This window comes from Burkholderia sp. YHN3-13, assembly GCF_055810675.1.
The window spans coordinates 353,262-379,408 of record NZ_JBVVNQ010000004.1 but is presented as its reverse complement, the minus strand read 5'-3'; the positions used below and the strand labels follow the sequence as shown (position 1 = coordinate 379,408).

The window sequence follows — 26,147 nt, the reverse complement described above, 5'->3', positions numbered from 1 at the left end:
GAGGCGCCCCATGACATCCCCGTCCTCCTCCCGGTCCCCCTGGACGTACGAGAACAGGCTGCTGCTGATCCTGTTCATGACGTTCGGCTTCGTCTTCTTCGACCGCCTCGCGCTGTCGTTCCTGTTCCCGTTCATGTCGGCCGAGCTGCACCTGACGAACACGCAGCTCGGCATGGTGTCGTCCGCACTGGCGCTCACGTGGGCGCTGTCGGGCGCCGCGACCGGCGCATGGTCCGATGCGCGCGGCACGCGCAAGCCGCTGCTGATCGCCGCCGTGCTCGGCTTTTCCGTGTGCTCGGCTCTCTCCGGGCTCGTCGGCGGCTTCGCGAGCCTGATCGCGTTCCGCGCGCTGATGGGCATTGCGGAAGGCCCCGTGCTGCCGCTGTCGCAATCGCTGATGGTCGAAAGCTCGACGCCGAGCCGCCGCGGCTTGAACATGGGCCTGCTGCAGGGTTCGGCCGCCGGCCTGCTCGGCGCGATGATCGGCCCGCCGGTCGTGATCGGCATCGCCACCGCGTACGGCTGGCGCGAGGCGTTCTACGTGTCGTGCATCCCGGGCTTCCTGATCGCGTTCTGCATCTGGCGCTGGGTGCGCGAAGTGCCGCCCGGCGGCGCGCGGCACGTGCAGGCCGACGGCACCGGCGCGCCGGCCGCGAGCGGCGCGGCGATCAACCGCTGGGCGCTGCTGAAGGAACGCAACATCCTGCTCTGCGTGCTGATCAGCTGCTTCTTCCTCACGTGGTTCGTCGTGATCATCTCGTTCGCGCCCGTCTTCCTCGTGGAAAGCCGCCACCTGTCGCCGTCCGACATGGGCATCGTGATGACCTGCCTCGGCGCCGCGTGGGTGTTCTGGGGCTTCGCGGTGCCGGCGATCTCCGACCGGATCGGCCGCAAGCCGACGATGATCGTGTTCGCGCTGATCGCGGCCGTGTGCCCGCTGGTGATGATCCATGTCGGGTCGGTCTGGGCGCTCGGTGCGCTCGTGTTCGTCACCTATACCGGCCTCGGCTGCTTCACGCTGTTCATGGCGACGATCCCGGCCGAAACGGTGCCGCCGCGCGCGATCGCCAGCGCGCTCGGGCTGATCATGGGCGCCGGAGAGCTGATCGGCGGCTTCGTCGCGCCGACTGTCGCAGGCTTTGCCGCGGACAAGTATGGCCTGCAGTTCGCGATGTGGACGTCGGCGACCGGCGCGATCCTCGCATGCGTGCTGTCGTTCGGCCTCGTCGAAACCGCGCCGGCCGTGCTGCGCAAGCGCGCGCTCGCCGGTGCCGCCGCCAGCCGCCTCGACACGCCAAACCTCGGAGGGCGCTGACATGCGGGCACTTCAATGGCATGGCCCGCGCGACGTCCGTCTCGTCGACATCGACACGCCGCGCGTCGGCCCCGGCGACGTACGCATCGCGATCGCGTATTGCGGGATCTGCGGCAGCGACCTGCACGAATATGCGGACGGCCCCCACGCGATTCCCGTCGACGCGCCGCACCCGCTGTCGCGCCGCACCGCGCCGCTGACGCTCGGCCACGAGTTCTGCGGCACCGTCGTCGAAGTCGGCGAAGGCGTGACGGCGCTGCGCGCGGGCGACCGCGTCGCGGTCGAGCCCGAGTACCGCTGCAGCCAGTGCGCGTACTGTCGCACCGGGTCGTACAACCTGTGCGTGTCGATGGGCTTCGCCGGGCTGATGGGCGACGGCGGGATGGCCGACTTCGCGGTCGTGCCGGCCTACATGCTGCATCGCCTGCCCGACGGCGTGAGCCTCGAGCAGGCCGCCGTGATGGAGCCGGCCGCCGTCGCGCTGCATGCGCTGCGGCGCGGCGCACTGCGGCTCGGCGAGACCTGCGCGGTGTTCGGGCTCGGACCGATCGGCCTGCTGCTGATCATGCTCGCGAAGCTGCAGGGTGCGACGACGATCGTGGCCGTCGACGTGTCGCCCGAGCGGCTCGCGGCCGCCACGCGCGTGGGCGCGACGCATGCGTTCGACGCGCGTGCGCTCGACGCCGGCACGTTGCAGGATGCAATCCGCACGGCGACAGGCGGGCTCGGCGTCGATGCGAGTTTCGAGGCGGCCGGGCTGCCGGCCACGTTCGAGTCGGCGATGCAGGCGCTACGCAAGGGCGGCCGCCTCGTGATGGTCGGCCTGATGCCGCATGCGGGCTTCGACGCGTTCCGCGCGGTCAACGACGAGCTGACGTTCACCGCGAGCGTCGGTTACCGACACGCGTACGAAGACCTGCTGCGCATCGTCGCGTCGGGCGCGCTCGATCTCACGTCGATCGTCACGCGCACGGTGTCGCTCGAGGACGCCGTCGCCGACGGCTTCGATGCGCTGCTCGCAGACCGCACGCAGATCAAGATCCTCGTTTCACCCGCGCAACGGCCCGCCCGTCGCGCCCAACTCACCGGGAGTGCCGAGCATGAGTCGTCAGTGGGCGTTTGAAGGCCAGTCCGTCGTCGTGACGGGCGGCACGTCGGGCATCGGCGCGCGCACCGCGTTGCGGTTCGCGCAAGCCGGCGCGTCGGTCGTCGCACTCGGGCTCGACGCCGCCGGCCCGCATGCGCCCGTGCATGCGGGCATCCGCTGCGTGGCGCTCGACGTGACCGACAGCGATGCGCTCGCGCGTACGATCGCGGCGCTGCCGCGGCTCGACGTGCTCGTCAACGGCGTCGGCATCAGCCGGCACGCGGACGAATACCGGATGGACCAGTTCGAGCTCGTGCTGAACGTGAACCTGACGTCGGTGATGCGCGCGTCCGACGCCGCCCGGCCGGCGCTGTCGGCACACGGCGGCAGCATCGTCAATATCGCGTCGATGTACACGTACTTCGGCAGCAAGGACCGGCCCGCGTACAGCGCGAGCAAGGGCGGCATCGCGCAGCTCACGCGCTCGCTCGCGCAGGCGTGGGCCGATCGCGGCATCCGCGTGAACGCGGTCGCGCCCGGCTGGATCGACACGCCGCTCAGTACCGGCCTGAAGGCCGACGCGCAAGCGTCGCGCCGCATCCTCGAGCGCACGCCGCTCGGGCGCTGGGGCACGGCCGACGAGGTCGCGGAAGTGATCCTGTTCCTCTGCTCGCCCGGCGCGTCGTTCGTGACCGGCGCGGTCGTGCCGGTGGACGGCGGGTACTCGACGGTCTAGCGCTCGGCGCGCGGGGTATCGGCGGATTCGCGAAACCCGCCGATACCCGTCGCGCGGCCGGCTCTCTTCCGTTGCCGCCGAACCGGGATTCTCCCGGTTCGGGTTTGTTCATATCAATCAGTAGTCCGATCAAAAAAATATCCGATCCGGTCGGAAACATGTGAGGAGCACATTGGAGATGACGAAAAAGACCTTACTGGCACTCGCGGCCTGCACGCTTCCGGCTGCGGCGTTTGCACAGAGCAGCGTGACGATGTTCGGGCTGATGGACGCCGGCATCAGCTATGTCAGCAATCAAGGCGGCCACGGCGCCGCGAAATTCGACGACAACATCTTCTTTCCGAACCTGCTCGGCTTCGAGGGCAAGGAGGATCTCGGTGCGGGCACGCGCGCGATCTTCCGGCTCGTGAACCAGTATTCGCTCGGCAACGGCTCGATCATCGGCGGCGGGCTGTTCGCGCGCACCGCCTACGTCGGGCTGCAGAACGACCGGTACGGCACGCTGACGCTGGGCAACCAGTACGAGTTCATGGTCGATTCGCTGGCCGCCAGCGGCAACGAGATCGCGCAGGATCTCGTCGGCCTGTACGGCTTCCGCAACGGACCGTTCGACAAGCTCGCGCTGCCGAACAACCCGACGGGCGCGTTCGACTGGGACCGCGTCGCGGGCAGCAATCGCGTCGCGAATTCGGTCAAGTACACGAGCCCGTCGCTGTCGGGCCTGACCTTCGGTGCGCTGTACGGCTTCGGGAACGTCGCGGGGTCGATCGGCGCGAACAACACGGTCAGCGTCGGTGCGAGCTACGACAACGGCCCGTTCGGCGCGGGCGCGGCCTATACGAACCAGAAATACGGCGCCGTCGGCGGACTGCCGCCCACCAGCGTGCGCAACTGGGGTGCGGGCCTGCATTACACGGTCGGCACGGTCACGGGGAAGGCGCTCTTCACGACCGTGCACAACGCGCAGAACGGCGCGGGCGCATGGTCCGCCGAAGCCGGTGCCGCATGGCACCCGTCGCCCGCCTGGGTCGTCGGCGCGAGCTATACCTACATGAAGGGCAACGACACGCTCGACAACGCGCATGCGCATCAATTCCTGGCCGCCGTCCAGTACTGGCTGTCGAAGCGCACGATGGTGTATGTCGCCGGCGTGCATCAGCGCACCGGCCACAGCAGCAACGCGCAGATCAACGGCGTGATGGATGCGGACGGCGCATCGAGCGGCGCCCGGCAGTCGATCGCGCGGATCGGGTTCAGTACGCGGTTCTGACAGCGGGGGCTGGAGGGGGGAAGCTGCCCCTTCCGTCTGCCGTGAAAATACGGTGCAACGGCAAGCGACGCATGCATCGGGAATAAATCCGGCCCGGTCCCGGTCCATCGGGTGTCGCCACGCCGTTCGCTGCGCCGGACGCGCGGGTGCGCGGCACCCTACCCGAATCTGCGAGACCGCTCATGTCACAGCCCAACCACGCCGCCTACGCACGCTTCGCGATCGCCATGCACGGGTCGATCGCGATCCTGATCCTGTTGAACCTCTCGATCGGGCTCTACATGGATACGTTTCCGCACAACTCGCCGCAGTTCAACGGCATCCTGTTCTATCACGCGTCGATCGGCAGCCTGATCTTCATGCTGACCGTGCCGCGCCTCGCCTGGCGCGCGACGCACACCCCGCCGCCGCTGCCGGACAACGTCCCGGCCTGGCAGGCGCGGATCGCCGGTGCGTTGCACGGCGTGCTGTACCTGCTGCTGCTTCTCGTGCCGCTGACCGGCTACGTGCACCGCCTCGCCGGTGCGCACGCGGTCAGCTTCTTCGGCATCACGGACCTGCCGATGCTCGTCGGCCGCGACGAACCGTTGCGACTCCTGACCGATACGCTGCATCGCGCGCTGGTGCTGACGCTCGGCCTGCTGCTGGCCCTGCACGTCGGCGCCGCGATGAAGCACAAGTTCGTGGATCGCGACGGGGTGGCGGAGCGGATGGGCATCTGAAGGAAACGGGCACACGCGCCGGCCCGCGGCGCGTCGTTCGGCTGCCGCTCACCGCGCACCGCAGCGATTCCGGTGGACGATCTCGGGATCGACGCTCACGCGCCCCGGCGAAATCCGCATCATCACCAGCTTGGCATCGCCGCCCGGCGTCGACCACAGGCTCACCTGCGTCAGGTCGGTCCCGTTCGACGACCTCAGCCAGCGCACCATGCGGACCTGATCGGGAAAGCAGGTCGTCGCGCCTTCGTTGTCTTCGACGATGGTCCCGTACGCTTTCAGCGTCGCACGCATCGCGTCGACGGCCTGCGCGCGTGATACGGTCGCGCGCATCGCGTCGGCCGCGTCGTCGTAGATCGCGTCGAACGCCTGCGCGTTGAAGCGCTGCACGACCAACGCTTCCGCCCGAAGCGCGGCCTGCCTGTCGTCGGCGTAGTAGCCGAAGTGGATGCGCATGCCGAGCGCGAACCATGCGACGCCCGCCAGCGCAACCAGCGCCAGCGCGACCTGCCACGTACGGTTCGCGGCTTTCGATCCCATGGTCGGCGACCTCTTACGAGACATCGGCGCCGTCGTGCACGTCACGCGGCGCCGCACCGATAGTCAACACGCGCGAATCCTCGATGCGCTGCCTGGCCTCGGCGACGATACGCAACGATTCGCGGACGAATGCGTCATCCGCGGCCGCCTCGAGCAGCAGCGCGTCGGCGCGTTGACGCCGGTCTTGGCGTGGATTGTGCGGCAGGATGAACGTCATTCGAATTTTCCAGGGCGCGGAAAGCGAGAGCCGCTTCTCAAGCGCGCTCGTCCGGGCGAGCGCGCCGATTGTCGCCACTGAGTGCACGGACCACAACACACCGGCATCGGAATTGACCATTGTTGACATGGGCGACGGTGCGGGAGGTCATCGCGCGATGCACGGCGTCCCCTTCGCAGACCCAATCCAACCCCAAATAAATCCCCTTGACGCCCTATCTTTCGATATATATCTTTAGATATGTTTTTCGACATATAGGACAGGATCATGCGACACAATCACTTCCGCGGCCATGACCGTTGCGACGGTCATGGTGCGCATGCCCGCCCCGACTGGTTCGCCGGTCTCTGGTACGCGATCGGCCGCCACCGCCGCGGCCACGACATGTTCGGTGGCGGCCCGTTCGGCGGCCGGGGCGGCCGGGGCGGCTTTGGCGATTTCGGCGACGACGGTATGCCGCGCGGCCGCCAGTTCAGCTCGGACGATCTCCAGTTGCTGCTGCTCGCGCTGGTCGCCGAACAGCCGAGCCACGGCTACGAGCTGATCAAGGCGCTCGACACGCGTTCCAACGGTTTCTACAGCCCGAGCCCCGGCATGGTGTATCCGGCGCTCACGTATCTGGAAGAAGTCGGCTTCGTCGCATCGCAGGCGGAAGGCAACCGCAAGCGTTATGCGCTGACCGACGCCGGCCGCGCGCATCTCGATGCGCAGCGCGAACGCGTCGACACGCTGTTCGCTCGCCTCACGCACCTCGCACGCAAGATGGAATTCATGCGCCGCGCGTTCGCCGGGGAATCGGCGGGCAACGACGCACCGGACGAATCGCAGGCCGGCTGGCTGCCGGAGTTCGTCGAGGCGCGCCTCGCGCTCAAGCGGGCGCTGCTGCACAAGAGCGCAGCCGACGCCGACGAACAACGCCGCATCGTGGCCATCATGCGCCGTGCGACGGCCGAAATCGAAGGCGGCTCCGGCGCGTGATCCGCGCCGCCCCGTCAAACCTCAAGGAGAACGGATTGATGCAGAACCTATCCGAGCGCACCGTGACCCGCGTGCGCCATACCCTCAAGTTCCGCCTGCTGCAGGTCCTGCGCGTGCGTGCCGTGACGCCGCACCTGCTGCGCGTCACGCTCGGCGGCCCCGATCTCGCGGATTTCGAGTCCGCGTCGTTCGACGATCACGTGAAGGTGTTTTTCCCCCCGCCCGGTGCGGAACGGCCCGCGATGCCGACGCTCGGCGCGAACGGCCCCGAGTTTCCGGAAGGCGAACCGAAGCCGGTCGCGCGCGACTTCACGCCGCGCCGCTTCGATCGCGCCGCCCGCGAGCTCGATCTGGAATTCGTGCTGAACCATCCGGGCCCCGCGTCGCAATGGGCCGCACAGGCACGTGTCGGCCAATGGCTCGGCATCGGCGGCCCGCGCGGTTCGTTCGTCATCCCAACCGGTTTCGACTGGCATCTGCTGATCGGCGACGATACGGCGCTGCCGGCCGTCGCGCGGCGTCTCGAGGAATTGCCGGCCGGTGCGCGTGCGGCCGTCGTGCTGGAAGTCGCCGATCGTGCCGCGCAAATCTCGTTCGACACGCGCGCCGACGTGCATGAAGTCTGGCGCTTCCGCGCCGAAGCCGACGCGGCGAACGGCGATGCGCTGTTGGATGCCGTCCGCGACCTGCCGTTGCCGTCGTCCGGCGACGGCTACGTGTGGGCGGCCGGCGAAGCGCTGTCGATGCGGGCGGTCCGCCAGCACCTGACCGGCGAGCGCGGCGTCGACAAGTCGCGCATCCGCGCGGCGGCCTACTGGAAGCGCGGCGCGGCGGCCGTGCACGAAACGCTGGAAGACTGACGGGGGCGGGTACCCGGTAAACGGGCGCCCGGTCGGCCGGCGGATGACACAATCGTGGCGTCCGCGCACCAGCGGGCTTGGCACCGGTATCGCGGCTGGTATATATCTGTATCTGCGACGCCGCTGTCAGGCGACAGCCGCCGCAGCCCGCCCAGGAGCGCCCGGTCATGACAAAAGAAAGCCACGCTTCGCCTTTCCTTCGCCACCTGAAGATCGTCGGCTATTGCGGCCTCGCCGCGGTAGTGCTCGCGCTGTTCGTCGCGATGTGCGCGATCCTGAAGGAAAGCGCCCTCGAGCGCGATGCCGCTCAGCACCCGACCGATACGTCCGAACTGCACGATGCGGGCGGCGGCCCGTCCGCCTCGGCCGATTCGGCCAAGACACCCGGCTGACGGCGTCCTGCCCGATTTCCGTTCATTCAGGGCGCGTGCCGGCGCCCCATCACGACCGCGTGTACCGAATCGCCGATCCGTTCGAGCAGCGCGATCGCGCGTTGCCCGCACAGGTGCGCGGCCAGCGCGCCGGCCGTACCGACCAGCACGCCGCCTGCCATGTCGAACGGCCAGTGCACACCCGCATACACGCGCCCCCATGCAATCACCACGGCCAGCGCGGCCATCACGAACCCGGTGACGCGGGTCGTGCCGCCGAGCATCAGACCGACCGCCATGCTCCACGCAAACGTCATGTGATCGCTCGGAAACGAGCTGTCCGGCGCGTGCGGAATCAGTTGCGTGCCGACGCCGGCCATGAACGGGCGCGGCGAGAACCAGACATGCCCGATCACTTGCGCGAGCACGAGCGCCACGCACACGCCGACGCCGGCTTCGATCGCCTGGCGTCGTGTCGGGCGCGCGCCGAAGATCCAGGTGAGCAGCAGCATCGCCGGCAGCGCATAGACCAGCCAGTCGGCAGCGAAGATCGCGAGGCGGGCGACGCCCGGCTGCGGCGCAACCCCGGCGTTGAGGGCGGAAAAGAGGGTGAGATTGAGGTTCTGCATGAATCCGGTTGCGTGGGGCAAAAAAAACGACCGGTTGCCCGGCCTGATACGAACGATGCTAGGGCGCGCCCGCTTAAGCGATGCTTAATGCGTTCGCCGCCGGGGCGAAGGCCGCCGCGGCGAACGCACTTAGAGCATGCACCGCAACACAAGTTCACACAATTGTCATATTCCCGCGCGACCGTCTCCCGCAAAGGCTCACCCCGCCTCCCGAAAAGGCTCACCTTTTTCACATCGTGGTGTCATCGGCGCGTGCGACCATCGGACCGCCGGGCGCCTTCCCCGCCGTTGGTATCGTTCATCTCAATATTTACGCCGCAAATCATTCGAAATCGGCAACAATTAATTCCAGATGCGGCATCGCACAACGGCAACGCACAGGCATACGATTACGAGCACTCATCCACGAAGCGATCAACAACAAGGAGTCCGCATGAAAGCCAGCGATGTCCGATCGAAAGCGTTTGCGATGCCGTTGACCAGCCCTGCCTTCCCGATGGGTCCGTACCGTTTCGTCGATCGTGAGTTTCTGATCATCACGTATCGCACCGATCCGGACCGTCTCCGTGAAATTGTCCCCGAGCCGCTGCAGGTTACCGAGCCGCTCGTGCATTACGAATTCATTCGCATGGCCGATTCGACCGGTTTCGGCGACTACACCGAAAGCGGCCAGGTCATCCCCGTCGAATACAACGGCCAGCCGGGCGGCTATACGCTCGCGATGTATCTCGACGATCACCCGCCGATCGCCGGCGGCCGCGAGCTGTGGGGCTTCCCGAAGAAGCTCGCGTCGCCCACGCTGCACGTGAACACCGATCACATCCTCGGCACGCTCGACTACGGCAAGGTGCGCGTCGCCACCGGCACGATGGGCTACAAGCACAAGGAACTCGACATCGACGAGCAGACGAAGCGGCTCGCCGGCCCCAATTTCCTGCTGAAGATCATCCCGCACGTCGACGGCACCGCGCGCGTCTGCGAACTCGTGCGCTATTACATGCAGGACATCAAGATGAAGGGCGCGTGGACGGGCCCCGCGTCGCTCGAACTGGCGCCGCATGCGCTTGCGCCCGTGGCCGACCTGCCCGTGCTCGAAATCGTCGAGGCCCGGCACCTGGTCGCCGATTTGACGCTGGGCCTCGGCGAAGTCGTCTACGATTACCTGGCCAAGTAACACGTCCGCAGTCCTTTCTCCCTGTCAAACCTTTCATCACGGGAATTCGAACATGAGCAACCTGAATGGCAAGACCGCAGTCGTCACGGGCGCCGCGAGCGGCATCGGCAAGGAAATCGCCCTCGAGCTCGCCAAGGCGGGCGCGGCCGTCGCGATCGCCGACCTGAACCAGGACGGCGCGAACGCGGTCGCCGACGAGATCAACAAGGCGGGCGGCAAGGCGATCGGCGTCGCGATGGACGTGACGAACGAGGACGCCGTGAACAGCGGCATCGACAAGGTTGCCGAAACGTTCGGCTCGGTCGACATCCTCGTGTCGAACGCCGGCATCCAGATCGTCAACCCGATCGAGAACTATTCGTTCTCCGACTGGAAGAAGATGCAGGCGATCCACGTCGACGGCGCGTTCCTGACGACGAAGGCCGCGCTCAAGCACATGTACAAGGACGATCGCGGCGGCGTCGTGATCTACATGGGTTCGGTGCACTCGCACGAAGCGTCGCCGCTGAAGTCGGCGTACGTGACGGCCAAGCATGGCCTGCTGGGCCTCGCCCGCGTGCTGGCGAAGGAAGGCGCGAAGCACAACGTGCGCTCGCACGTCGTGTGTCCGGGCTTCGTGCGCACGCCGCTGGTCGACAAGCAGATTCCGGAGCAGGCGAAGGAGCTCGGCATCAGCGAAGAGGAAGTGGTGAAGAAGGTGATGCTCGGCAACACGGTCGACGGCGTGTTCACGACGGTGCAGGACGTCGCGCAGACGGTGCTGTTCCTGTCGGCGTTCCCGAGCGCCGCGCTCACGGGCCAGTCGTTCATCGTCAGCCACGGCTGGTTCATGCAATGAAGCCGCACGCCCGCACGGAAAAGCAGGCCGTCGATGCGGCGGACCTGCAACACGAAGCCGGCGCGCCGGCCCCCGCGCGATCGCTGCCGTACGAAACGATCGCGCTCGTCCTGCAGGGCGGCGGCGCGCTCGGCGCGTACCAGGCCGGCGTGTTCGAAGGACTGCACGAGGCGGGCGTTCCGCTCGACTGGATCGCGGGCATCTCGATCGGCGCGCTGAACACCGCGCTGATCGCCGGCAATGCGCCCGAGCATCGCGTCGAGCGCCTGCGCGAGTTCTGGGAAACGATCTGCCAGCCGGCATTCTTTCCGACGGTTCCGGCCGCGTTCGAATTCGCGCTGTTCAACAGCATCGACCAGATCCGCACGTTCTTCACGGCGTCGCAGGCGGCCAGCGCGATGATGCAGGGCCAGCAAGGCTTCTTCGTGCCGCGCTTTCCGCCACCGCTGCCGGGCGTGTCCGACCATCCCGAGAAAATCAGCTGGTACGACACGTCGGCGCTGCGCACGACGCTGCTGAAACTGTGCGATTTCGACCGGATCAATTCGGGCGAGACGCGCGTGTCGGTCGGCGCGGTCAACGTCGGCACCGGCAACTTCGTGTACTTCGACAACTCGCGCATCCGCCTCGCGCCCGAGCACTTCATGGCGTCCGGTGCGCTGCCGCCCGCGTTCCCGCCCGTCGAGATCGACGGCGAGTATTACTGGGACGGCGGCGTCGTGTCGAACACGCCGCTGATGGAAGTGCTCCGCGCCCGGCCGCGCCGCGACACGCTCGCGTTCCAGGTCGATCTGTGGAGCGCACGCGGGCCGCTGCCGCGCACGATGGCCGACGTCGCCGAACGCACGAAGGACGTACAGTATTCGAGCCGTACGCGTTTCGTCACCGACACGCTGCAGCGCGAACAGCGCTATCGCAACGTGCTGCGTCACGTGCTCGAACAAGTGCCGGAAGAGCAGCGCAAGAACGACCCGTGGTGCGTCGAGGCAGAAGCGATGTCGAGCGGGAAGAAGTACAACATCCAGCACCTGATCTACCAGCAGAAGGCGTACGAGCATCACTACAAGGACTATCAGTTCGGTCTGTCGACGATGCGCGACCATTGGTCCGCGGGGCTCGACGACATCCGCAAGACGCTCGCGGTGAAGGACGGCCTCGCGCTGCCCAACAACGACGCGGGCTTCGTCACGCACGACATTCACCGCCGCCGGTAATGCCGTGTACGGCGGCCCGGCGCGATGCATGCGCCGGGCCGTTCTCCTTTCAGATTCACCATGCCGATTTTCATTGCACTATTCGCGCTCATCGCGATTGGATGGGGCGCGGTTCACCTGTTTCACGTCATCGCCGCGCAGTTCGGCCAGCCGGTCGCGATCGCGGCCGCCGTGCTCGCCGCCGCCATCGCGATCGCACTGGTCGCGTGGTGGATCAAGCGCCGCCGCGACATCGCACCGAATACGAAGGAAGAGGGCTGGACGCACATCGTGCATCGCGCGTGGGGCGAGTTGCGGCTGTCCGCGACGCAAGGGCTGCTCTGGCTGTCGCACGACGGCGCCGACGGTCGTTATACGCTGTCGCAGCTCGACGGCTGCCAGGCTGCCCCGATCGGCGGCCGCTGGCATCTCGTCGTACGTGTGCGCGACGCCGGGCGCGGCGAATGGAAGCTGCCGATGACGGACAAGCGCGACGCGCAGCGCTGGGCACGCGTGCTGATGCTCGCGAAGGACAACCGGCTCTGAACAATGCGCGCCCGGCGCGCGCGGGCAACCGCGCCGCGATCCGCTATCGCGCGCCGACCGCCCGCAGCGCATCGAGCACGTGCTGCGTCGCTCGTTCGACGGGGCCGGCCCGATGGGCAATACCCAGTTCGCGCCACAACGCCGGGCGCAGCGGCCGCATGACGATGCGCGCATCCGGCAGCGGCGCCCCGGCCTCGTGCGGCAGCAGCGTCGCCCCATAACCCGCGGCGACCAGGCTCTTGATCGCATCGTTGTAGTTGAGCTCGATCCGCGGCTCGGGCCGATGGCCGCCGAGCGCGAACCATTCCGTCGTGAGCCGTGACAGGCGCGTGGTCGCATCGTTGAGAATCAGCGGACGCGCCGCCAGATAGGCCGGCGTCACACGCGCCGGAAGCCGCCAGTCCGCAGGCAGGAAGGCCATCACCGGATCGCGCCGCCATGCGCGGATCGACAGCCCCGCGACCGGCGCCTGTGGCAGCGCCACCAGCCCGACGTCGAGCGTGCCCTGCGCGATGCGCGCCAGCGTGTCCTGCGACGTGAGCACCGCGATCTGGACGTCGATATCCGGATGCTGTTCACGCAGCCGCGCCACCGCCTGCGGCAACAGGTGCGCGATCGCACCGGTCGATGCGCCGAGGCGTACCCGCCCGGTCAGCCCCTGCACCTGTCGCTGCACGTCGTCCAGCGTGGCCTCGACCTCGGCCAGCAGACGCCGCGCCCGCTCCACCAGCACTTCACCGATCGTCGACGGCCGCACGTTTCCGCGCGTGCGGGACAGCAGCGGCGCGCCGACGCGGCTTTCCAGCTCGGCGATATGAAGACTGACGGTCGGCGGCGCGAGATGAAGCCATTGCGCCGCCGCGACGAAGGATCCCTGGTCGGCAATCGCGACCAGCGTACGCAGGCGATCGAGACTGATCTCGCGCATCAAGCACCTCTCGTTCAGAAAAACTGAATCGGATAGTCAGTAAATTCAACTTTTCCTATTCTAGGCGTTCGATGGACGATACGGCTTTCCCCCGACGACCGAACGCGAGGAACACGACCATCATGCGCTTTCCCACTGTCTTCATCGACGGCGACCAGGGCACGACCGGACTGCTGATTCACGAGCGCCTGCGCGACCGCGCCGACGTGCGGCTGCTCACGCTGCCGGCTGCCGAACGCAAGGACCCCGTACGCCGCGCCGACGCGCTCAACGCGTGCGACATCGCGATCCTGTGCCTGCCCGATGCGGCCGCGCGCGAGGCGGTCGGTTTCATCCGGAACCCGGCGGTACGCGTGATCGATGCGAGTTCCGCTCACCGCACGCAGCCCGAATGGGTCTACGGCTTTCCGGAGATGGCCGACGGACACGCGCAACACATCGCGCACGCAAAGCGCGTCACCAATCCGGGCTGCTATCCGACAGGCGCGATCGGCCTGCTTCGCCCGCTGCAACAGGCCGGCCTGCTGCCGCGCGACTACCCGGTGAGCATCCATGCGGTTTCCGGTTACTCGGGAGGCGGACGGGCGGCCGTCGAAGCATTCGAATCGGGTGATGCCGCCGCACGCGGGCGGCCGCTGCAGGTGTACGGCCTGGCACTCGAGCACAAGCATGCGCCCGAGATCCGGCTGCACGCCGGGCTCGCACACCGCCCGTTCTTCGTGCCGGCCTACGGTGCCTACCGGCAAGGTATCGTGCTCACCATACCGATCGAACTGCGCTTGCTGCCGGCCGGCGTGACCGGTGAACAGCTGCATGCGTGTCTCGCGCACCATTACGCCGGCGCGCGTCACGTCGACGTCACGCCGCTCGCCGAGGCGCGCGCGATCACGCATCTCGATCCGCAAGCGCTGAACGGCACCAATGACCTGCGGCTCGGCGTATTCGTCAACGAGGATCACGGTCAGGTGCTGCTGTCCGCCGTGTTCGACAATCTCGGCAAAGGGGCATCCGGTGCAGCCGTACAGAATCTCGACCTGATGCTCGGTGCGTCGAGCGCGGCGTAATTTGCGCGCAGGCATCGTCGAAGGCCTGCCCGCCAGGCCGATCGGCGTCGCATCCGGCGCTGTGCCGATGCCTGCGCACGCCCCCGTAAAAGCTCACCTTTAGCCTATTTCAGGCCGTATCGCCGCCCGCCGCGGCATTCATGCCGGCCAGCGTCTCCGCCAGAAAGTCCACGCACACGCGCACCTTCGCCGACGCCGCCACGCGTTCCGGATACACGGCCCAGATGTTCGCGGGCTGAATCGCGTCCGGCAGCACGCGACACAGTTCACCGCGTTCGATCAGCGGCGCGGCCTCCCAGATCGAGCGCAACACGATCCCGCGCCCGGCAAGCGCCCACTGCACGGCCACCTCGCCGTGGTTCGTCGACAGCGCGCCGCCGACCTTCACCGTGACCGTCTCGCCGCGCACGTTCAGTCGCCATACACCCAACGGATGGTCGCGCTCCTTGATCGCCAGACAGTCGTGCGACGCGAGATCCGCGAGCGAGCGCGGCGTGCCGCGTCGTGCGAGATAGTCGGGCGACGCGCACAGCACGCGATGGTTCGCGGCGAGGCGGCGCGCGATCAGGTGATCGGCGATCTCGTCGCCGATGCGCACGTCGAGGTCGTAGCCTTCGCCCGCGACATCGACGAGCCGGTCGAACAGATCGAGCCGCACGTTCAGTTGCGGGTAGCGCGCGCTGAAGTCGAGCAGCGCCGGCGCGACGACATGCCGGCCGAAACCGAAGCTGCTCGAGATGCGCAGCGTGCCGCGCGGCACCGTGCGCGTGGTCGACACGTCCTCGACGAGATGATCGACGTCGTCCAGAATCTTCTCGGCACGCGCGAACACGCGTTCGCCGGCTTCCGTAACCGTCACGCGGCGCGTCGAGCGATGCAGCAGGCGCGTACCGAGCTGCGCCTCGAGCAGCGCGATGCGCTTGCTGACGTACGCGGGCGACACCGCGAGCTGCTCGGCGGCCGCGCTGAAGCTCGTCAGGCGGACGACCAGGCTGAACACGCGCAGGTCGTCGAGATTCGGTGATTTGTTCACGATTCGTGGAAAGTCGATTAACCTTTCACACGATTCTAATCCGAATGGAAATAAATAGAATGACGTGACGGGCCGCCGCCTCCCTCGGCAGCCGGCCGACCAGCCAAGGAGATTTGCATGACCGACAGGACTTACAGAATTGCCGTGATTCCCGGCGACGGCATCGGCCGCGAAGTGATGCCCGAGGGCCTGCGTGCGCTCGCGGCCGTGACCGCGCGCTTCGGCATCCGCTTCGACTTCGTCGAGATCGACTGGGCGAGCTGCGACTACTACGCGCAGCACGGCAAGATGATGCCGGACGACTGGAAGGCGCAGCTGTCGGGCATGGACGCGATCCTGTTCGGCGCGGTCGGCTGGCCTGCAACGGTGCCCGATCACATCTCGCTGTGGGGCTCGCTGCTGAAATTCCGCCGCGAATTCGACCAGTACATCAACCTGCGGCCCGCGCGCCTGTTCGACGGCGTGCCGTCGCCGCTCGCCGGCCGCCGCCCGGGCGACATCGACTTCATGATCGTGCGCGAGAACACCGAGGGCGAATATTCGTCGGTCGGCGGCACGATGTTCGAAGGCACCGATCGCGAAGTCGTGATGCAGCAATCGATCTTCACGCGGCACGGCACCGAACGCGTGCTGAAATTCGCATTCGAGCTCGCGCAGCGGCGCGCGAAGCGCCTCACCGTCGCGACGAAGAGCAACGGCATCGCGATCAGCATGCCATGGTGGGATGCTCGCGCGGCCGACATGGCCGAACGCTATCCGGAGATCGCCGTCGACAAGCAGCACATCGACATCCTGTGCGCGCGCTTCGTGCTGCAGCCGGACCGCTTCGACGTCGTCGTCGCATCGAACCTGTTCGGCGACATCCTGTCGGATCTCGGGCCGGCCTGCACGGGCACGATCGGCATCGCGCCGTCGGCGAACCTGAACCCGGACCGCACGTTCCCGTCGCTGTTCGAACCCGTGCACGGTTCCGCGCCCGACATCACGGGGCAATACATCGCGAACCCGGTCGCGATGATCTGGTCGGCCGCGATGATGCTCGATTTTCTCGGTAACGGCGCGGGCCGCGAACGCGAAGCCCACGACGCGATCGTCGCCGCGATCGAGGATGTGCTGCGCACCGGGCCGCGTACGCGCGATCTCGGCGGTGACGCAGGGACGCAGGCCGTGGGTGAGGCGATCGCCGCGCGGATCGCGGGCTGACGGTCATGCCCGGCGCGGGCCGGGCAGCACTTCGTGCATCCGTGCGCGGTGAGCAACACGCGATGCGTTCGCGCACTCGTGCAGCCTCGCCGGACGCGTGCGCAACGAAGTCGATCCGATCGGTGAGTGGCACGTCACGCGCGCGCACACCGATCGGCGATGCCTGACCCGGTGAGATCGGTGAGATGCATCACGCGGCGGAACACACCGATGCGCATCGACGTGCCTGCGTCACCCGCGCCATGTCGCGTCGATCTGCGCGAAGTACACAGTCCGACGCGACATTTCACCTCCTCCCGAATAATCTCACCTCAGCGCATCGACTCCCGAATTTCCTCACCATTGAACCTCGGCGAGGCGTGCGGCGTTCCGCCGAGTCGACACGCATCTCACAGCCCGAGGTCGGACAGCCCCGGATGATCGTCCGGGCGACGGCCGAGCGGCCAGTGATAAAGCCGATCCGCCTCGCGAATCGGCAGATCATTGATGCTCGCATGACGATGCGCCATCAGGCCGTTCTCGTCGAACTCCCAGTTCTCGTTGCCGTACGAGCGGAACCAGTTGCCCGCATCGTCGCGCCATTCGTACGCAAAACGCACCGCGATGCGATTGCCGTCGAACGCCCACAGCTCCTTGATCAGCCGGTAGTCGAGTTCGCGCGTCCACTTCCGCTGCAACAGCCGGACGATCTCGTCGCGGCCCGTCACGAACTCCGCGCGATTGCGCCATCGGCTTTGCGGCGTATAGGCGAGCGACACGCGTTGCGGGTCGCGCGTATTCCACGCGTCCTCGGCGGCGCGCACCTTCTGGCGTGCCGTTTCGAGCGTGAAGGGCGGAACGGGCGGGCGGACTTCGGGGGAAGCGGACATGGGTTGCTCCTGTTCAGGTTCTGGCCGCGAACGAACGCAGCCGGTTCGAATTCGCTGCGTCGGCTACCGCGACACGGTATCGAGCAGCAGTTCAGCCGTCGCGCGCGCATCGCGCGCGACGTTTGCATCGCCGCTGACGAGCGCCACGCCGATCGCGCCATCGATCAGCACGAGCCACTGGCGCGCGAGGCGGGCGAGCCCGCGGCGCTCGATGCCGGCTTCGTCGGCGTACGCATCGAAGCACGCGCGCACGAATGCCAGCAGCCGTGCCTTGTGCTCGCGCGCGACGACACGCACGGGATCGTCGGCGTCGGGGATCTCGCCCGACGTATTCAGGAACGCGCAGCCGTGAAAGTCGGGCTGCCCGAACCAGTCGCGCAGCACGTCGAACATGCCGAGCAGCTGCGCGCGCGGCGCCTTGCCGCGTGCCTGCGTGGCATCGACGAACCAGCGCATCCAGCGCTCGTCGCGGCGTTCGAGGGCGGCGACCACCAGCGCCTCTTTCGATTCGAAATGCGAATAAACGCTCTTGCGTGCCGCGCCGGATCGCTTGACGATCGCATCGATGCCCGTTGCGTGGATGCCGCCCGAATAGATCAGCGCTTCGGCCGCGTCGAGCAGCCGGTCGCGAACACCCGGTTCGCCGGAGGAGTCGTGAGATGGGTTCATGCGTTTACGGTAGAACGATCGTTCTCCATCGTCAACCCCCGTGTGAAAAAGCCCTGTCGGCGAAAGGGCTGAAGCGCGGCCTGACGGCGCGCGTTTACGACATTTTTTCTTGAAGGCGATACGGGGCGCTCACTACACTTCGGTCACCCTGTCTGGGCACAAGGACATCATGCAGCGACCGGAATCCGCGCGCCCCGCGCGCGCTCATGCGGCTTATGCAAAGCGGCTCGTCGGCCGCGTCGTCGTGCGGCAAGCAGGTGCCGCGTCATGAAGCACGACGTGCCGAAACGCGACGGCGGCAACGATCGCGCACCGCTCGACGTCCGCCAGGCGCGCGTGCGTGCTGCGCTGCGGCTGCGCGGCGTGATGAAGCTGACGATCGTCACGATCGCGGTTGCGCATGTGCTGACGTTCGCGTTCGACCGCCTGCTGGTCGCGGCCGGTTTCGCGCCGGACGCCGCAACGGTGCTGCTATTCCGTTTCGTGACGTGCGCGCTCGTCAGCTTCTGGCTGCAGGCGGATGCCCTGCGCGCGTATCGGTACGCGGCGCAGCACGGGTTCGTCACCGTTCCCGGTGCACACGGCGATCCCGTTGACGTTGCGCCGCAATGCCCGAAACGCTGGCTCGTCGTGCTGAATCTTCAGCTCGAACCGCGATGGTTGAAGGGTGAAGAAAGCAGGTAGCGATCCGCGCACCGTCGAACGCCGTGCGCGACGCGTATGAGTGAGTCGCAACGACGTTCGCAGGCTCACGGTTGATGGCGCGATTCGATTCGGCCTCGCAGGCGGCGCATCGCGAACGAGCCCTCGGCGAGCGAAGCAGGGAAGCACGTGGAAAGGGAGGGCAGGCGCCGAACGGCGTAAACGGAAGAAGCGAAGCAGAGGCTGACAGGTGAAGCGAACGGGCAATCGCAAGTCACCGATGTGCGATTCGCGCCCGCAAACACAGCTCCCGAATAGTCTCACCTCAAGCGTTGAATCACGCACGTCGATGCCGACCATGTGCATGTCAACGAAAGCGGGGCAGGCGGCAAACGCGCCGCCCTGCCCCGTCTCGATACTCGACTCAGGCCGTCCAGTCGAGAATCACCTTGCCGCTTTCGCCGGACAGCATCGCGGCGAAGCCTTGCTCGTAATCGTCGGCCGCGAAGCGATGCGTGATGATCGGCGACAGGTCGAGGCCGCTCTGCAGCATCGCGACCATCTTGTACCAGGTCTCGAACATCTCGCGGCCATAGATGCCCTTGATCTCGAGCCCCTTGAAGATCACCTGGTTCCAGTCGATCGCCGTCTGCGCGGGCGGGATGCCGAGCAGCGCGACCTTGCCACCGTGGTTCATCGCCTCGAGCATGCTCGTGAACGCGCTCGGCACACCCGACATCTCGAGACCGACGTCGAAGCCTTCGGTCATGTGCAGGTCGGCCATCACGTCCCGCAGCGACTCCCGTGCGACGTTGACCGCACGCGTCGCCCCCATCTTGCGGGCGAGTTCCAGCCGGTAGTCGTTGATGTCGGTGATCACGACGTTGCGCGCGCCGACGTGCTTCGCGATCGCGACGGCCATGATGCCGATCGGGCCCGCGCCGGTGATCAGCACGTCTTCGCCGACGAGGTTGAACGACAGCGCCGTATGCGTCGCGTTGCCGAACGGATCGAAGATCGACGCGAGATCGTCGGAGATCTCCGGCGGAATCTTGAACGCGTTGAATGCCGGAATCGCCAGATACTCGGCGAACGCGCCTTCGCGGTTCACGCCGACGCCGACCGTGTTGCGGCACAGATGCCGGCGCCCCGCGCGGCAGTTGCGGCAGAAGCCGCACGTGATGTGCCCTTCGCCGGACACGCGATCGCCGATCGCGAAGCCGCGCACTTCCTGCCCCATCTCGACGATCTCGCCGACGTATTCGTGACCGACGTGCATCGGCACGGGGATCGTCTTCTGCGCCCAGTCGTCCCACTTCCAGATATGGATATCGGTGCCGCAGATCGCCGTGCGGCGGATCTTGATCAGCACGTCGTTGTGGCCGACTTCCGGACGCTTCACGCGCGTGAGCGTGAGACCGGGGCCGCGTTCGAGCTTTGCCAGTGCTTTCATGGTCGCGCCTCCGTCAGATGATGCCGAGCGACTGGCCGACGCGCACGAACGCGGCGACCGTCTGGTCGATCTGCTCGGGCGTATGCGCGGCGCTCATCTGCGTACGGATGCGCGCGCGGCCACGCGGCACGACCGGGAACGAAAAGCCGATCACGTAGACGCCTTCATCGAGCAACTTGTCGGCCATGTTCGTCGCGAGCTGCGCGTCGCCGAGCATCACCGGGATGATCGGATGCGCGCCGGGGACGAGCGTGAAGCCCGCTTCGGTCATCTGCTGGCGGAAACGCACGCCGTTCTCGCGCACGCGCGCGCGCAGCTTCGCGCCTTCGTCGCTGCCGAGCAGTTCCAGCACCTTCAGCGATGCCGCGGCAATGCTCGGTGTGAGCGTGTTCGAGAACAGGTACGGACGCGAGCGCTGGCGCAGCAGTTCGATCACCTCGCGACGCGCGGCGACATAACCGCCCGATGCGCCGCCGAGCGCCTTGCCGAGCGTGCCCGTGATGATGTCGACGCGGCCTTCGACGCCGCAGTGCTCGGGCGTGCCGCGGCCGTGCGCGCCGATGAAGCCGACCGCGTGCGAATCGTCGACCATCACGAGCGCGCCGTAGCGATCGGCGAGATCGCAGATGCCTTTCAGGTCGGCGATGATGCCGTCCATCGAGAACACGCCGTCGGTCGCGATCAGCTTGTGGCGCGCGCCCGCCGCGTCGGCTTCCTTGAGCTTCGCCTCGAGGTCGGCCAGGTCGTTGTTCTTGTAGCGGAAGCGCTTCGCCTTGCAGAGGCGAATGCCGTCGATGATGCTCGCGTGGTTCAGCTCATCGCTGATGATCGCGTCGTTCTCGTCGAGCAGCGTCTCGAACAGCCCGCCGTTCGCGTCGAAGCAGCTCGAATAGAGGATGCTGTCCTCGGTGCCGAGAAACGCGGCCAGCGCGCGTTCCAGTTGCTTGTGGACGGTTTGCGTGCCGCAAATGAAGCGCACCGATGCCATGCCGAAGCCGTCCTGGTCGAGGCCGGCCTTCGCCGCATCGATCAGGCGCGGATCGTTCGCCAGACCCAGATAGTTGTTCGCGCAGAAATTGAGCACGCCGGCACCGCCGGCGAGCGTCACGGCCGCCGCCTGGGGACTCGCGATCTCGCGCTCGGTCTTGTAAAAACCGTCCGCGCGGATCTGGTCGAGCGTCCCGCGCACCTGGGCGAGAAAGGCATCACGCATCGCAAAGCTCCTGACAGGGATTCGCATTCCGCAGCGCACCGCTCGTGGCGGCGGCGCAACGGCCTGCTACTGTTATAGTCGGTCGTTCGGTTGACCGCATTTATCCGATATTCCGAACTAGAATTCGAAATATCGAACAACTCTAAGCGAACGGAATCCAAATGGCAAGTTCCCCCGGATCGCGGCGCACGCCTGCCGGTGCCGCACCGCAGCCGCCGGCCGCGACACCGCCGCGTGTCGGCGAACAGATCCAGCGGCTGCGCAACGAGCGCAAGCTGACGCTCGACGACCTGTCGCGCGCGGCCGGCGTATCGAAATCGATGCTCTCCGAGATCGAACGCGACAAGGCCAACCCGACGATCGCCGTCGCGTGGCGGCTGACGAATGCGCTCGGCATCACGCTCGACGAATTGTTCTCGCAGCCGAAGGCGCCCGAGACGATCCGTGTGGACGGCCCGCACGACATTCCGACGCTCGCCGGCCACGACGGCCGGTACCAGCTGCGCGTATGGGGCCCGATCGACCTCGCCGGCAAGTTCGAGTGGTACGAACTGACGCTGCCGGGCGGCGGTGCATTGGTATCGAACGCACACGAACCCGGCACGCGCGAGCACCTCACCGTGCTGCAGGGCGCGATGGAAATCGAAGCCGCCGCGGCCAGCCGGCGCCTGAAAGTGGGCGACACCGCACGCTACCCGGCCGACGAGCCGCACGCGATCCGCAACCCCGGCAAGGCCGAAGCGCGGGCACTGCTGATCGTGATCCATCGCTGACGGCACGGATAGCTGGCCAACAGGCCATGCAGGCCATGCAGGCCAGTTGCGGAAAACACTGTATGTTTGTACAGTATACGGACATTCCGCCATGCACGGGCCGGAGCCGGCGCACCGAGGCGCCCGCCCCGGTCGACAGGAGCCTGCAATGACAGAAGAACAAGATTTGGCCGCGCTCAGCTTCAAGGCTGCCGCGCACGATCTCGAACTGATCGTCCGACATATCGCCGGGCGCTACATCCGCCAGCGCGTGCCGCTCACGTGGCGCCTGCTGCACGCGATCGAAGCCGAGGCGCTCGCCGACCTCGGCTTTGCCAGCCGGCACGAAGCCGGCATGCGTCAACTGTTCGAACGACCGTCGGACATGACGTTTCCCGAAACGGACGACCCCATCGACTTCGGGCGCTCGAATGCGCTGCCCGCCGTCTTTTCGTTCGCGGTCCTCGCGTATGAAGCCGCGGCCGCGTCGCACGACAAGGCGCCTCGCGAGCGTGCTCATCGTCCGTCCAAGGCGTGGGGCGACTGATGGCCGAGCCCCGGCCGTTGCGCACGGCGGCCGGTTCAGCCTCCTGCTGCCCGAGACGTTGCGGAAAGGGCTACCATATACGCAACTAACGGAATAAATACCATGTCCCTTCCCACCTCGCCCGGCACCGCCGCACGCCCGGAAGAACCGGATCTGTTCGACCGCGGCGCATCCGACTGGATCATCTCGCCCGAAGCCGCGTTCGACGCATGGCTTGCGATGCAGGACTATCGTCGCTCGTCGGCCGACGTCTATCGCGCGCAATGGGGCGCCTTTCTCACGTGGATGCGTGCACATCAAAAGAATCTGGCAACGGTCGACACGGCAACCATCGCCAACTTCGTCGGCGAGCTGCCGATCAGGAAAACGCAGCGCATGCGCTATCTGCGCCTGATCGAGCGTGTGCTCGACCACATCCGGCGCACCGAATACGCATCGACGAACCCGGCCCGCTTCATTGCTCAGGATGGCGAAGCGAACTGGCGCAAGGCACGCGACAACGAGCCGACCGGCTTCCTCACCCCGGCCGAGCGCGCGACGCTGCTCGCCTATCTGTTTTCGCCGATCGGCGTATCGGGTTCCGCGTACTGGAAAGAACGGCGCGACCGGGCGCTCGTCGCCGCGTTTCTCGGCGCCGGCATCAAGACCGGCGAAGCGCGGGCACTCACGATTAGTTGCATCAATACGAGCGGCACGTCGCTGCGGATCGAGGCGGCGCATCCGGATTACGCGCGCGAGACCCATCTGGCGTCGTTTGCGATCGCGCTGCTCGAGGCATGGCTCACCGAACGCAAGCGCCAGGACATCCCCGGAGAGCTCGTGTTCCCGGCATCGCACGCCGGGCGGCCGATGCACAAGGCGACGATGCTGCGCGCGATCGACGCGATCGTCGAATCGGCCGGGCTCACGTCATCGCGCACCGCGCGTGCGAGCCCGCAAACGCTGCGCAATACCTATGCGGCCGAACTGTTCGAACACGATGTGCCACCCGAGCGCGTCGGTAAATGGCTGGGCTTCATGCGGCCGGTCTCGTCGAACCGCCTGCATCGCGCGTGGAAAAACTGGCGCGATGGCCTGGCCGCGCACAACGGTGACGCAACCGATAGCGACGAAACTCACTGATCCGGAAACGGCTGCTCACGCGACACGATCCGTGAGCAGCCTTGCGTGACGCAGCCTCACCGTTTCACGGCTCCCGAAAAACCTCACCTCAAGCGTCCCGGATCCTCTCACCTGTGCAGGCCCTGCCGATCTTCGGGTCAGGAACGCGCAAAACGCGCGACGGCTTCGAACCGGGACGGCCATGCGCCCGACGCGTGTTCGCATTCCGGACACGCCACTTCAAACCCTTCTTCACTGTGTGACAGCTCGGGTTCCCCGTCGCAATGCGGACACTCGGCCGGCACCGGAATGTCCTGATCCAGTGCGGTGCCGATCGCGGAAAACGCTTCCGCATCCAGCTGCCCGGCATCCGCCAGGCGCCGGATCAGCGCGGCGATTTCCGGATTCATTCCTCGGCTCGCGCGGAGCGCATTCGCGTCGCGAGTCGCGCGTTCCAGCTCATCGCCCTGGGTGCGCAGCTGTTCTTCGAGCCGGTCCGCGCGGGCCTTGGCCGAACTCAGTTGCTGCAGAAAATCGAATTCCTTGCGCTGAACGTCGCGTAACCCGCTCTGATAGCTCGACGCCATGCTGCGCAACGAGTCCAGCTCGACCAGCATCGGCTTGACGCGGCGTTCGGCTTCGGCCACGGCGTCCTTGATTTGCTGCGCGTAGTGCTCGGTGCGCTGCTGCAATTCGGCCTGCAATGCATCGATCCGGTCGCGCAACGCAGCGTTTTGCGCCTGCTCGGTGTCGATGCGGGCCGCTGCCGCGGCCAGTTCCTTTTCCAGTCGGGCGATTGTGGTGAGCAACGTGGCTTCGCTTGCCGAACCGTGCGTCGATTGCGACACGAGTTGAACTTCGAGTTCGGTCACGCGGGCCTGCAGTTGCTCGTTCCGGGCTTCGCCGCGGGCGAGCGCCTCTTCCAGCGTCTCCTGGCGGATGGTTGCGTCGCGCAACCGCCGTTCGGCGTCGGCCATGCCGGCGCGAACCTGTTCACGATCGCCATCGAGGCTGTCGCGCGCGGCTTTCAGCGCTTCTTCATAGAGTGCGCCGAGCAATGCACCGGCTTTTTCCTCGACGGCCTTCGGGATCGCCGCACCGTCGAGCCGAATCTTGGACGCGGAACGGATGCGCTCCCAGAAATGATCGATGTCTTTCGGAATGTCGCTGGCGCTGCCGGTCTGGGTGAGATCGCGGACATTGGCGGCCGATGGCCGGATGCCGAGATCGAAGAACAACCGCTTGCATGCATGCAGCGACAATTCCTGACGACGTGCACCGCTGGCACGCAGCGATTCCAGTTCGTCGCGAATGACTTGGCGCATTTCATCCAGGGTCATGACCAGGCTCACAAACGTTGAAGTGTGGCAATCATAACGAAATACGTATTTCCTGATACCAATTTTGTGCAGGCGTGGTGAATTTACGTCGTAATGCACAGAAAGCGGGTCTGTGAGCCTATCCGGACGAATGTGGTTCGGGATTCCGTGAAACAAAGCGAAGAAAAGCAGCCAAGTCTTTGTTGTACAAGCATTTTCCTGCGGACCCCGAATCTGGGCATTTGTTTCACATGCCGACGGATCCGTTTGCCGGCGGGTGTTCAGGGGTTGGGGTGTCTGTGGAAAACTCGTCAGCCGATGTCTTGAGAGTATTAGAAGTAAACACCCTTGAACCCTTAGTTAAAAACGTTAACGCCACGGCACAGCCTTATGTAGCAAGGCTTTCCAGCCGACAAGGTGAAGTTTTACGGGAGCCAAGGTGATCGTCTGCGGGAGCCGACGTGATGGGGTTCAGGGAGCAGCGTGAGCCGTTGCAGGAAAGGTCGTGAGCGGATTCGGGATCACAGTGAAACACGAGATTTCCCAAAGGTGAGCGTTTTCGGGGCCGCACAGCCACAGAACCCGCGCGCTGCCTGACTGCACAGTTTTCTGCCTGTGCAGACACAGGTGAGAATTTGCGGGACCTTCTTTGCGCCCCGATTCTGCCCATCTTTTAGGCAGTTTGGGCGAAAGGTGAGGTTTCACGGGACTCCGCGAGATTTTGCTGTGAGGATTTCCGGGAACCGAGCGCCATTTTGCACAGCAAAAGTGCGTTCAGGGGCCCGTGATGCCCTAAAGGTGAGGTTTTTCGGGAGGGAAATCCGGGTTTTCCTGCCCTGATCCCGCTGAGGTGAGCTTTTTCGGGGCATGGATCACAGGCT

Annotated in this window: 28 protein-coding genes; 18 read left to right on the top strand and 10 right to left on the bottom strand. The window is 66.4% G+C overall.

The features are described from left to right. Positions 1-10 precede the first annotated feature (10 nt). The 5 genes from AC0KUR_RS13170 (at position 11) to AC0KUR_RS13150 (ending at position 5,130) form a co-directional block, all read left to right on the top strand. Complete coding sequence (locus AC0KUR_RS13170; RefSeq protein ID WP_034189764.1) at positions 11-1,315, top strand: MFS transporter; 1,305 nt, start codon at positions 11-13, stop codon at positions 1,313-1,315. A 1-nt stretch (position 1,316) separates the two neighbouring features. Next, positions 1,317-2,438, top strand: coding sequence for a 2,3-butanediol dehydrogenase (locus AC0KUR_RS13165; RefSeq protein WP_473375993.1), 1,122 nt, complete (start codon positions 1,317-1,319; stop codon positions 2,436-2,438). Beyond that, positions 2,416-3,138 carry an SDR family NAD(P)-dependent oxidoreductase gene (locus AC0KUR_RS13160; RefSeq protein ID WP_034189766.1) on the top strand — a complete coding sequence of 241 codons (723 nt, stop codon included), beginning with the start codon at positions 2,416-2,418 and terminating at the stop codon, positions 3,136-3,138. Before AC0KUR_RS13165 ends, AC0KUR_RS13160 begins: the two co-directional genes overlap by 23 nt. Before the next feature lie 178 nt (positions 3,139-3,316). Next, a complete protein-coding gene (locus AC0KUR_RS13155; protein ID WP_473375992.1) occupies positions 3,317-4,408 on the top strand; it encodes a porin in 1,092 nt (363 codons plus the stop codon). 182 nt (positions 4,409-4,590) lie between these two features. Continuing rightward, positions 4,591-5,130 (top strand): cytochrome b, encoded by a 540-nt coding sequence (locus tag AC0KUR_RS13150; RefSeq protein ID WP_034189768.1) that lies wholly within the window; start codon positions 4,591-4,593, stop codon positions 5,128-5,130. 48 nt (positions 5,131-5,178) lie between these two features. Here the strand turns inward: AC0KUR_RS13150 and AC0KUR_RS13145 are convergent, their stop codons facing one another. Together AC0KUR_RS13145 and AC0KUR_RS13140 are read right to left on the bottom strand one after the other, a co-directional pair. Then, positions 5,179-5,667 carry a hypothetical protein gene (locus tag AC0KUR_RS13145; RefSeq protein ID WP_049030293.1) on the bottom strand — a complete coding sequence of 163 codons (489 nt, stop codon included), beginning with the start codon at positions 5,665-5,667 and terminating at the stop codon, positions 5,179-5,181. Positions 5,668-5,680: 13 nt separating this feature from the next. After that, complete coding sequence (locus AC0KUR_RS13140) at positions 5,681-5,884, bottom strand: hypothetical protein (protein ID WP_473375991.1); 204 nt, start codon at positions 5,882-5,884, stop codon at positions 5,681-5,683. A gap of 267 nt (positions 5,885-6,151) precedes the next feature. On the opposite strand from AC0KUR_RS13140, the gene AC0KUR_RS13135 reads away from it, so the two are divergent. The 3 genes from AC0KUR_RS13135 (at position 6,152) to AC0KUR_RS13125 (ending at position 8,114) form a co-directional block, all read left to right on the top strand. Next, the gene (locus tag AC0KUR_RS13135; protein ID WP_473375990.1) at positions 6,152-6,862 is read left to right on the top strand and encodes a PadR family transcriptional regulator; all 711 of its coding nucleotides are present in this window, start codon (positions 6,152-6,154) and stop codon (positions 6,860-6,862) included. A 38-nt stretch (positions 6,863-6,900) separates the two neighbouring features. Next, on the top strand, positions 6,901-7,722 hold the full coding sequence (locus tag AC0KUR_RS13130) for a siderophore-interacting protein (protein WP_473375989.1): 822 nt from the start codon (positions 6,901-6,903) through the stop codon (positions 7,720-7,722). 167 nt (positions 7,723-7,889) lie between these two features. Then, positions 7,890-8,114, top strand: a complete 225-nt coding sequence (locus AC0KUR_RS13125; protein ID WP_034189771.1) for a hypothetical protein — start codon at positions 7,890-7,892, stop codon at positions 8,112-8,114. Positions 8,115-8,140: 26 nt separating this feature from the next. Here the strand turns inward: AC0KUR_RS13125 and AC0KUR_RS13120 are convergent, their stop codons facing one another. After that, complete coding sequence (locus tag AC0KUR_RS13120) at positions 8,141-8,722, bottom strand: undecaprenyl-diphosphatase (protein WP_226252448.1); 582 nt, start codon at positions 8,720-8,722, stop codon at positions 8,141-8,143. A gap of 433 nt (positions 8,723-9,155) precedes the next feature. Here AC0KUR_RS13120 and AC0KUR_RS13115 point away from each other — a divergent pair, with 433 nt between their 5' ends. From AC0KUR_RS13115 to AC0KUR_RS13100, 4 genes are read left to right on the top strand one after another with little or no spacing between them, the layout of a single operon-like run. Further along, positions 9,156-9,896: an acetoacetate decarboxylase gene (locus AC0KUR_RS13115; RefSeq protein ID WP_034189773.1), complete on the top strand. Its 741-nt coding sequence runs from the start codon at positions 9,156-9,158 to the stop codon at positions 9,894-9,896. A 52-nt stretch (positions 9,897-9,948) separates the two neighbouring features. Next, positions 9,949-10,734, top strand: coding sequence for a 3-hydroxybutyrate dehydrogenase (locus AC0KUR_RS13110; protein WP_226252449.1), 786 nt, complete (start codon positions 9,949-9,951; stop codon positions 10,732-10,734). Next, positions 10,731-11,948, top strand: coding sequence for a patatin-like phospholipase family protein (locus AC0KUR_RS13105; protein ID WP_034187538.1), 1,218 nt, complete (start codon positions 10,731-10,733; stop codon positions 11,946-11,948). Before AC0KUR_RS13110 ends, AC0KUR_RS13105 begins: the two co-directional genes overlap by 4 nt. A gap of 60 nt (positions 11,949-12,008) precedes the next feature. Next, positions 12,009-12,473 carry a hypothetical protein gene (locus tag AC0KUR_RS13100; protein WP_034187539.1) on the top strand — a complete coding sequence of 155 codons (465 nt, stop codon included), beginning with the start codon at positions 12,009-12,011 and terminating at the stop codon, positions 12,471-12,473. Between the two features lie 43 nt (positions 12,474-12,516). Here AC0KUR_RS13100 and AC0KUR_RS13095 read toward each other — a convergent pair whose 3' ends face one another. Then, positions 12,517-13,401, bottom strand: coding sequence for a LysR family transcriptional regulator (locus tag AC0KUR_RS13095; RefSeq protein WP_049036010.1), 885 nt, complete (start codon positions 13,399-13,401; stop codon positions 12,517-12,519). Positions 13,402-13,523: 122 nt separating this feature from the next. On the opposite strand from AC0KUR_RS13095, the gene argC reads away from it, so the two are divergent. Beyond that, positions 13,524-14,465 carry an N-acetyl-gamma-glutamyl-phosphate reductase gene (gene argC / locus AC0KUR_RS13090; protein WP_069705635.1) on the top strand — a complete coding sequence of 314 codons (942 nt, stop codon included), beginning with the start codon at positions 13,524-13,526 and terminating at the stop codon, positions 14,463-14,465. Positions 14,466-14,574: 109 nt separating this feature from the next. Here argC and AC0KUR_RS13085 read toward each other — a convergent pair whose 3' ends face one another. Continuing rightward, entirely contained in the window at positions 14,575-15,498 is a 924-nt protein-coding gene (locus tag AC0KUR_RS13085; protein ID WP_059559284.1) for a LysR substrate-binding domain-containing protein, read from the bottom strand. Positions 15,499-15,615: 117 nt separating this feature from the next. On the opposite strand from AC0KUR_RS13085, the gene AC0KUR_RS13080 reads away from it, so the two are divergent. Then, on the top strand, positions 15,616-16,701 hold the full coding sequence (locus AC0KUR_RS13080; RefSeq protein ID WP_034187543.1) for a tartrate dehydrogenase: 1,086 nt from the start codon (positions 15,616-15,618) through the stop codon (positions 16,699-16,701). 389 nt (positions 16,702-17,090) lie between these two features. Here AC0KUR_RS13080 and AC0KUR_RS13075 read toward each other — a convergent pair whose 3' ends face one another. Both AC0KUR_RS13075 and AC0KUR_RS13070 read right to left on the bottom strand, forming a co-directional pair. Next, the gene (locus AC0KUR_RS13075) at positions 17,091-17,570 is read right to left on the bottom strand and encodes a nuclear transport factor 2 family protein (protein ID WP_034187544.1); all 480 of its coding nucleotides are present in this window, start codon (positions 17,568-17,570) and stop codon (positions 17,091-17,093) included. A 63-nt stretch (positions 17,571-17,633) separates the two neighbouring features. Continuing rightward, positions 17,634-18,239 carry a TetR/AcrR family transcriptional regulator gene (locus tag AC0KUR_RS13070; protein WP_059559282.1) on the bottom strand — a complete coding sequence of 202 codons (606 nt, stop codon included), beginning with the start codon at positions 18,237-18,239 and terminating at the stop codon, positions 17,634-17,636. Between the two features lie 267 nt (positions 18,240-18,506). On the opposite strand from AC0KUR_RS13070, the gene AC0KUR_RS13065 reads away from it, so the two are divergent. Then, entirely contained in the window at positions 18,507-18,923 is a 417-nt protein-coding gene (locus AC0KUR_RS13065; RefSeq protein ID WP_049036016.1) for a hypothetical protein, read from the top strand. A 382-nt stretch (positions 18,924-19,305) separates the two neighbouring features. Here the strand turns inward: AC0KUR_RS13065 and tdh are convergent, their stop codons facing one another. Both tdh and AC0KUR_RS13055 read right to left on the bottom strand, forming a co-directional pair. Further along, positions 19,306-20,334 (bottom strand): L-threonine 3-dehydrogenase, encoded by a 1,029-nt coding sequence (gene tdh / locus AC0KUR_RS13060; protein WP_034187547.1) that lies wholly within the window; start codon positions 20,332-20,334, stop codon positions 19,306-19,308. A 13-nt stretch (positions 20,335-20,347) separates the two neighbouring features. Further along, positions 20,348-21,547: a glycine C-acetyltransferase gene (locus AC0KUR_RS13055; protein WP_049036018.1), complete on the bottom strand. Its 1,200-nt coding sequence runs from the start codon at positions 21,545-21,547 to the stop codon at positions 20,348-20,350. A 161-nt stretch (positions 21,548-21,708) separates the two neighbouring features. Here AC0KUR_RS13055 and AC0KUR_RS13050 point away from each other — a divergent pair, with 161 nt between their 5' ends. The 3 genes from AC0KUR_RS13050 (at position 21,709) to AC0KUR_RS13040 (ending at position 23,968) form a co-directional block, all read left to right on the top strand. After that, positions 21,709-22,320 (top strand): helix-turn-helix domain-containing protein, encoded by a 612-nt coding sequence (locus tag AC0KUR_RS13050; protein ID WP_034187549.1) that lies wholly within the window; start codon positions 21,709-21,711, stop codon positions 22,318-22,320. Positions 22,321-22,468: 148 nt separating this feature from the next. Continuing rightward, complete coding sequence (locus AC0KUR_RS13045) at positions 22,469-22,846, top strand: DUF2471 family protein (protein ID WP_034187550.1); 378 nt, start codon at positions 22,469-22,471, stop codon at positions 22,844-22,846. 102 nt (positions 22,847-22,948) lie between these two features. Continuing rightward, entirely contained in the window at positions 22,949-23,968 is a 1,020-nt protein-coding gene (locus AC0KUR_RS13040) for a tyrosine-type recombinase/integrase (RefSeq protein WP_473375988.1), read from the top strand. 137 nt (positions 23,969-24,105) lie between these two features. Here AC0KUR_RS13040 and AC0KUR_RS13035 read toward each other — a convergent pair whose 3' ends face one another. Beyond that, on the bottom strand, positions 24,106-25,287 hold the full coding sequence (locus AC0KUR_RS13035; RefSeq protein ID WP_175028850.1) for a DNA-binding protein: 1,182 nt from the start codon (positions 25,285-25,287) through the stop codon (positions 24,106-24,108). Positions 25,288-26,147 lie beyond the last annotated feature (860 nt).

Coding starts and splice junctions, on each gene's coding strand:
- AC0KUR_RS13105 (WP_034187538.1), top strand. CDS start 10,731: ATGAAGCCGCACGCCCGCACGGAAAAGCAGGCCGTCGATGCGGCGGAC.
- AC0KUR_RS13145 (WP_049030293.1), bottom strand. CDS start 5,667: ATGGGATCGAAAGCCGCGAACCGTACGTGGCAGGTCGCGCTGGCGCTG.
- AC0KUR_RS13100 (WP_034187539.1), top strand. CDS start 12,009: ATGCCGATTTTCATTGCACTATTCGCGCTCATCGCGATTGGATGGGGC.
- AC0KUR_RS13160 (WP_034189766.1), top strand. CDS start 2,416: ATGAGTCGTCAGTGGGCGTTTGAAGGCCAGTCCGTCGTCGTGACGGGC.
- AC0KUR_RS13080 (WP_034187543.1), top strand. CDS start 15,616: ATGACCGACAGGACTTACAGAATTGCCGTGATTCCCGGCGACGGCATC.
- AC0KUR_RS13045 (WP_034187550.1), top strand. CDS start 22,469: ATGACAGAAGAACAAGATTTGGCCGCGCTCAGCTTCAAGGCTGCCGCG.
- AC0KUR_RS13130 (WP_473375989.1), top strand. CDS start 6,901: ATGCAGAACCTATCCGAGCGCACCGTGACCCGCGTGCGCCATACCCTC.
- AC0KUR_RS13115 (WP_034189773.1), top strand. CDS start 9,156: ATGAAAGCCAGCGATGTCCGATCGAAAGCGTTTGCGATGCCGTTGACC.
- AC0KUR_RS13120 (WP_226252448.1), bottom strand. CDS start 8,722: ATGCAGAACCTCAATCTCACCCTCTTTTCCGCCCTCAACGCCGGGGTT.
- AC0KUR_RS13125 (WP_034189771.1), top strand. CDS start 7,890: ATGACAAAAGAAAGCCACGCTTCGCCTTTCCTTCGCCACCTGAAGATC.
- tdh (WP_034187547.1), bottom strand. CDS start 20,334: ATGAAAGCACTGGCAAAGCTCGAACGCGGCCCCGGTCTCACGCTCACG.
- AC0KUR_RS13170 (WP_034189764.1), top strand. CDS start 11: ATGACATCCCCGTCCTCCTCCCGGTCCCCCTGGACGTACGAGAACAGG.
- AC0KUR_RS13155 (WP_473375992.1), top strand. CDS start 3,317: ATGACGAAAAAGACCTTACTGGCACTCGCGGCCTGCACGCTTCCGGCT.
- AC0KUR_RS13070 (WP_059559282.1), bottom strand. CDS start 18,239: ATGAACCCATCTCACGACTCCTCCGGCGAACCGGGTGTTCGCGACCGG.
- AC0KUR_RS13065 (WP_049036016.1), top strand. CDS start 18,507: ATGAAGCACGACGTGCCGAAACGCGACGGCGGCAACGATCGCGCACCG.
- AC0KUR_RS13150 (WP_034189768.1), top strand. CDS start 4,591: ATGTCACAGCCCAACCACGCCGCCTACGCACGCTTCGCGATCGCCATG.
- AC0KUR_RS13140 (WP_473375991.1), bottom strand. CDS start 5,884: ATGACGTTCATCCTGCCGCACAATCCACGCCAAGACCGGCGTCAACGC.
- argC (WP_069705635.1), top strand. CDS start 13,524: ATGCGCTTTCCCACTGTCTTCATCGACGGCGACCAGGGCACGACCGGA.
- AC0KUR_RS13075 (WP_034187544.1), bottom strand. CDS start 17,570: ATGTCCGCTTCCCCCGAAGTCCGCCCGCCCGTTCCGCCCTTCACGCTC.
- AC0KUR_RS13110 (WP_226252449.1), top strand. CDS start 9,949: ATGAGCAACCTGAATGGCAAGACCGCAGTCGTCACGGGCGCCGCGAGC.
- AC0KUR_RS13135 (WP_473375990.1), top strand. CDS start 6,152: ATGCGACACAATCACTTCCGCGGCCATGACCGTTGCGACGGTCATGGT.
- AC0KUR_RS13040 (WP_473375988.1), top strand. CDS start 22,949: ATGTCCCTTCCCACCTCGCCCGGCACCGCCGCACGCCCGGAAGAACCG.
- AC0KUR_RS13035 (WP_175028850.1), bottom strand. CDS start 25,287: ATGACCCTGGATGAAATGCGCCAAGTCATTCGCGACGAACTGGAATCG.
- AC0KUR_RS13165 (WP_473375993.1), top strand. CDS start 1,317: ATGCGGGCACTTCAATGGCATGGCCCGCGCGACGTCCGTCTCGTCGAC.
- AC0KUR_RS13095 (WP_049036010.1), bottom strand. CDS start 13,401: ATGCGCGAGATCAGTCTCGATCGCCTGCGTACGCTGGTCGCGATTGCC.
- AC0KUR_RS13055 (WP_049036018.1), bottom strand. CDS start 21,547: ATGCGTGATGCCTTTCTCGCCCAGGTGCGCGGGACGCTCGACCAGATC.
- AC0KUR_RS13050 (WP_034187549.1), top strand. CDS start 21,709: ATGGCAAGTTCCCCCGGATCGCGGCGCACGCCTGCCGGTGCCGCACCG.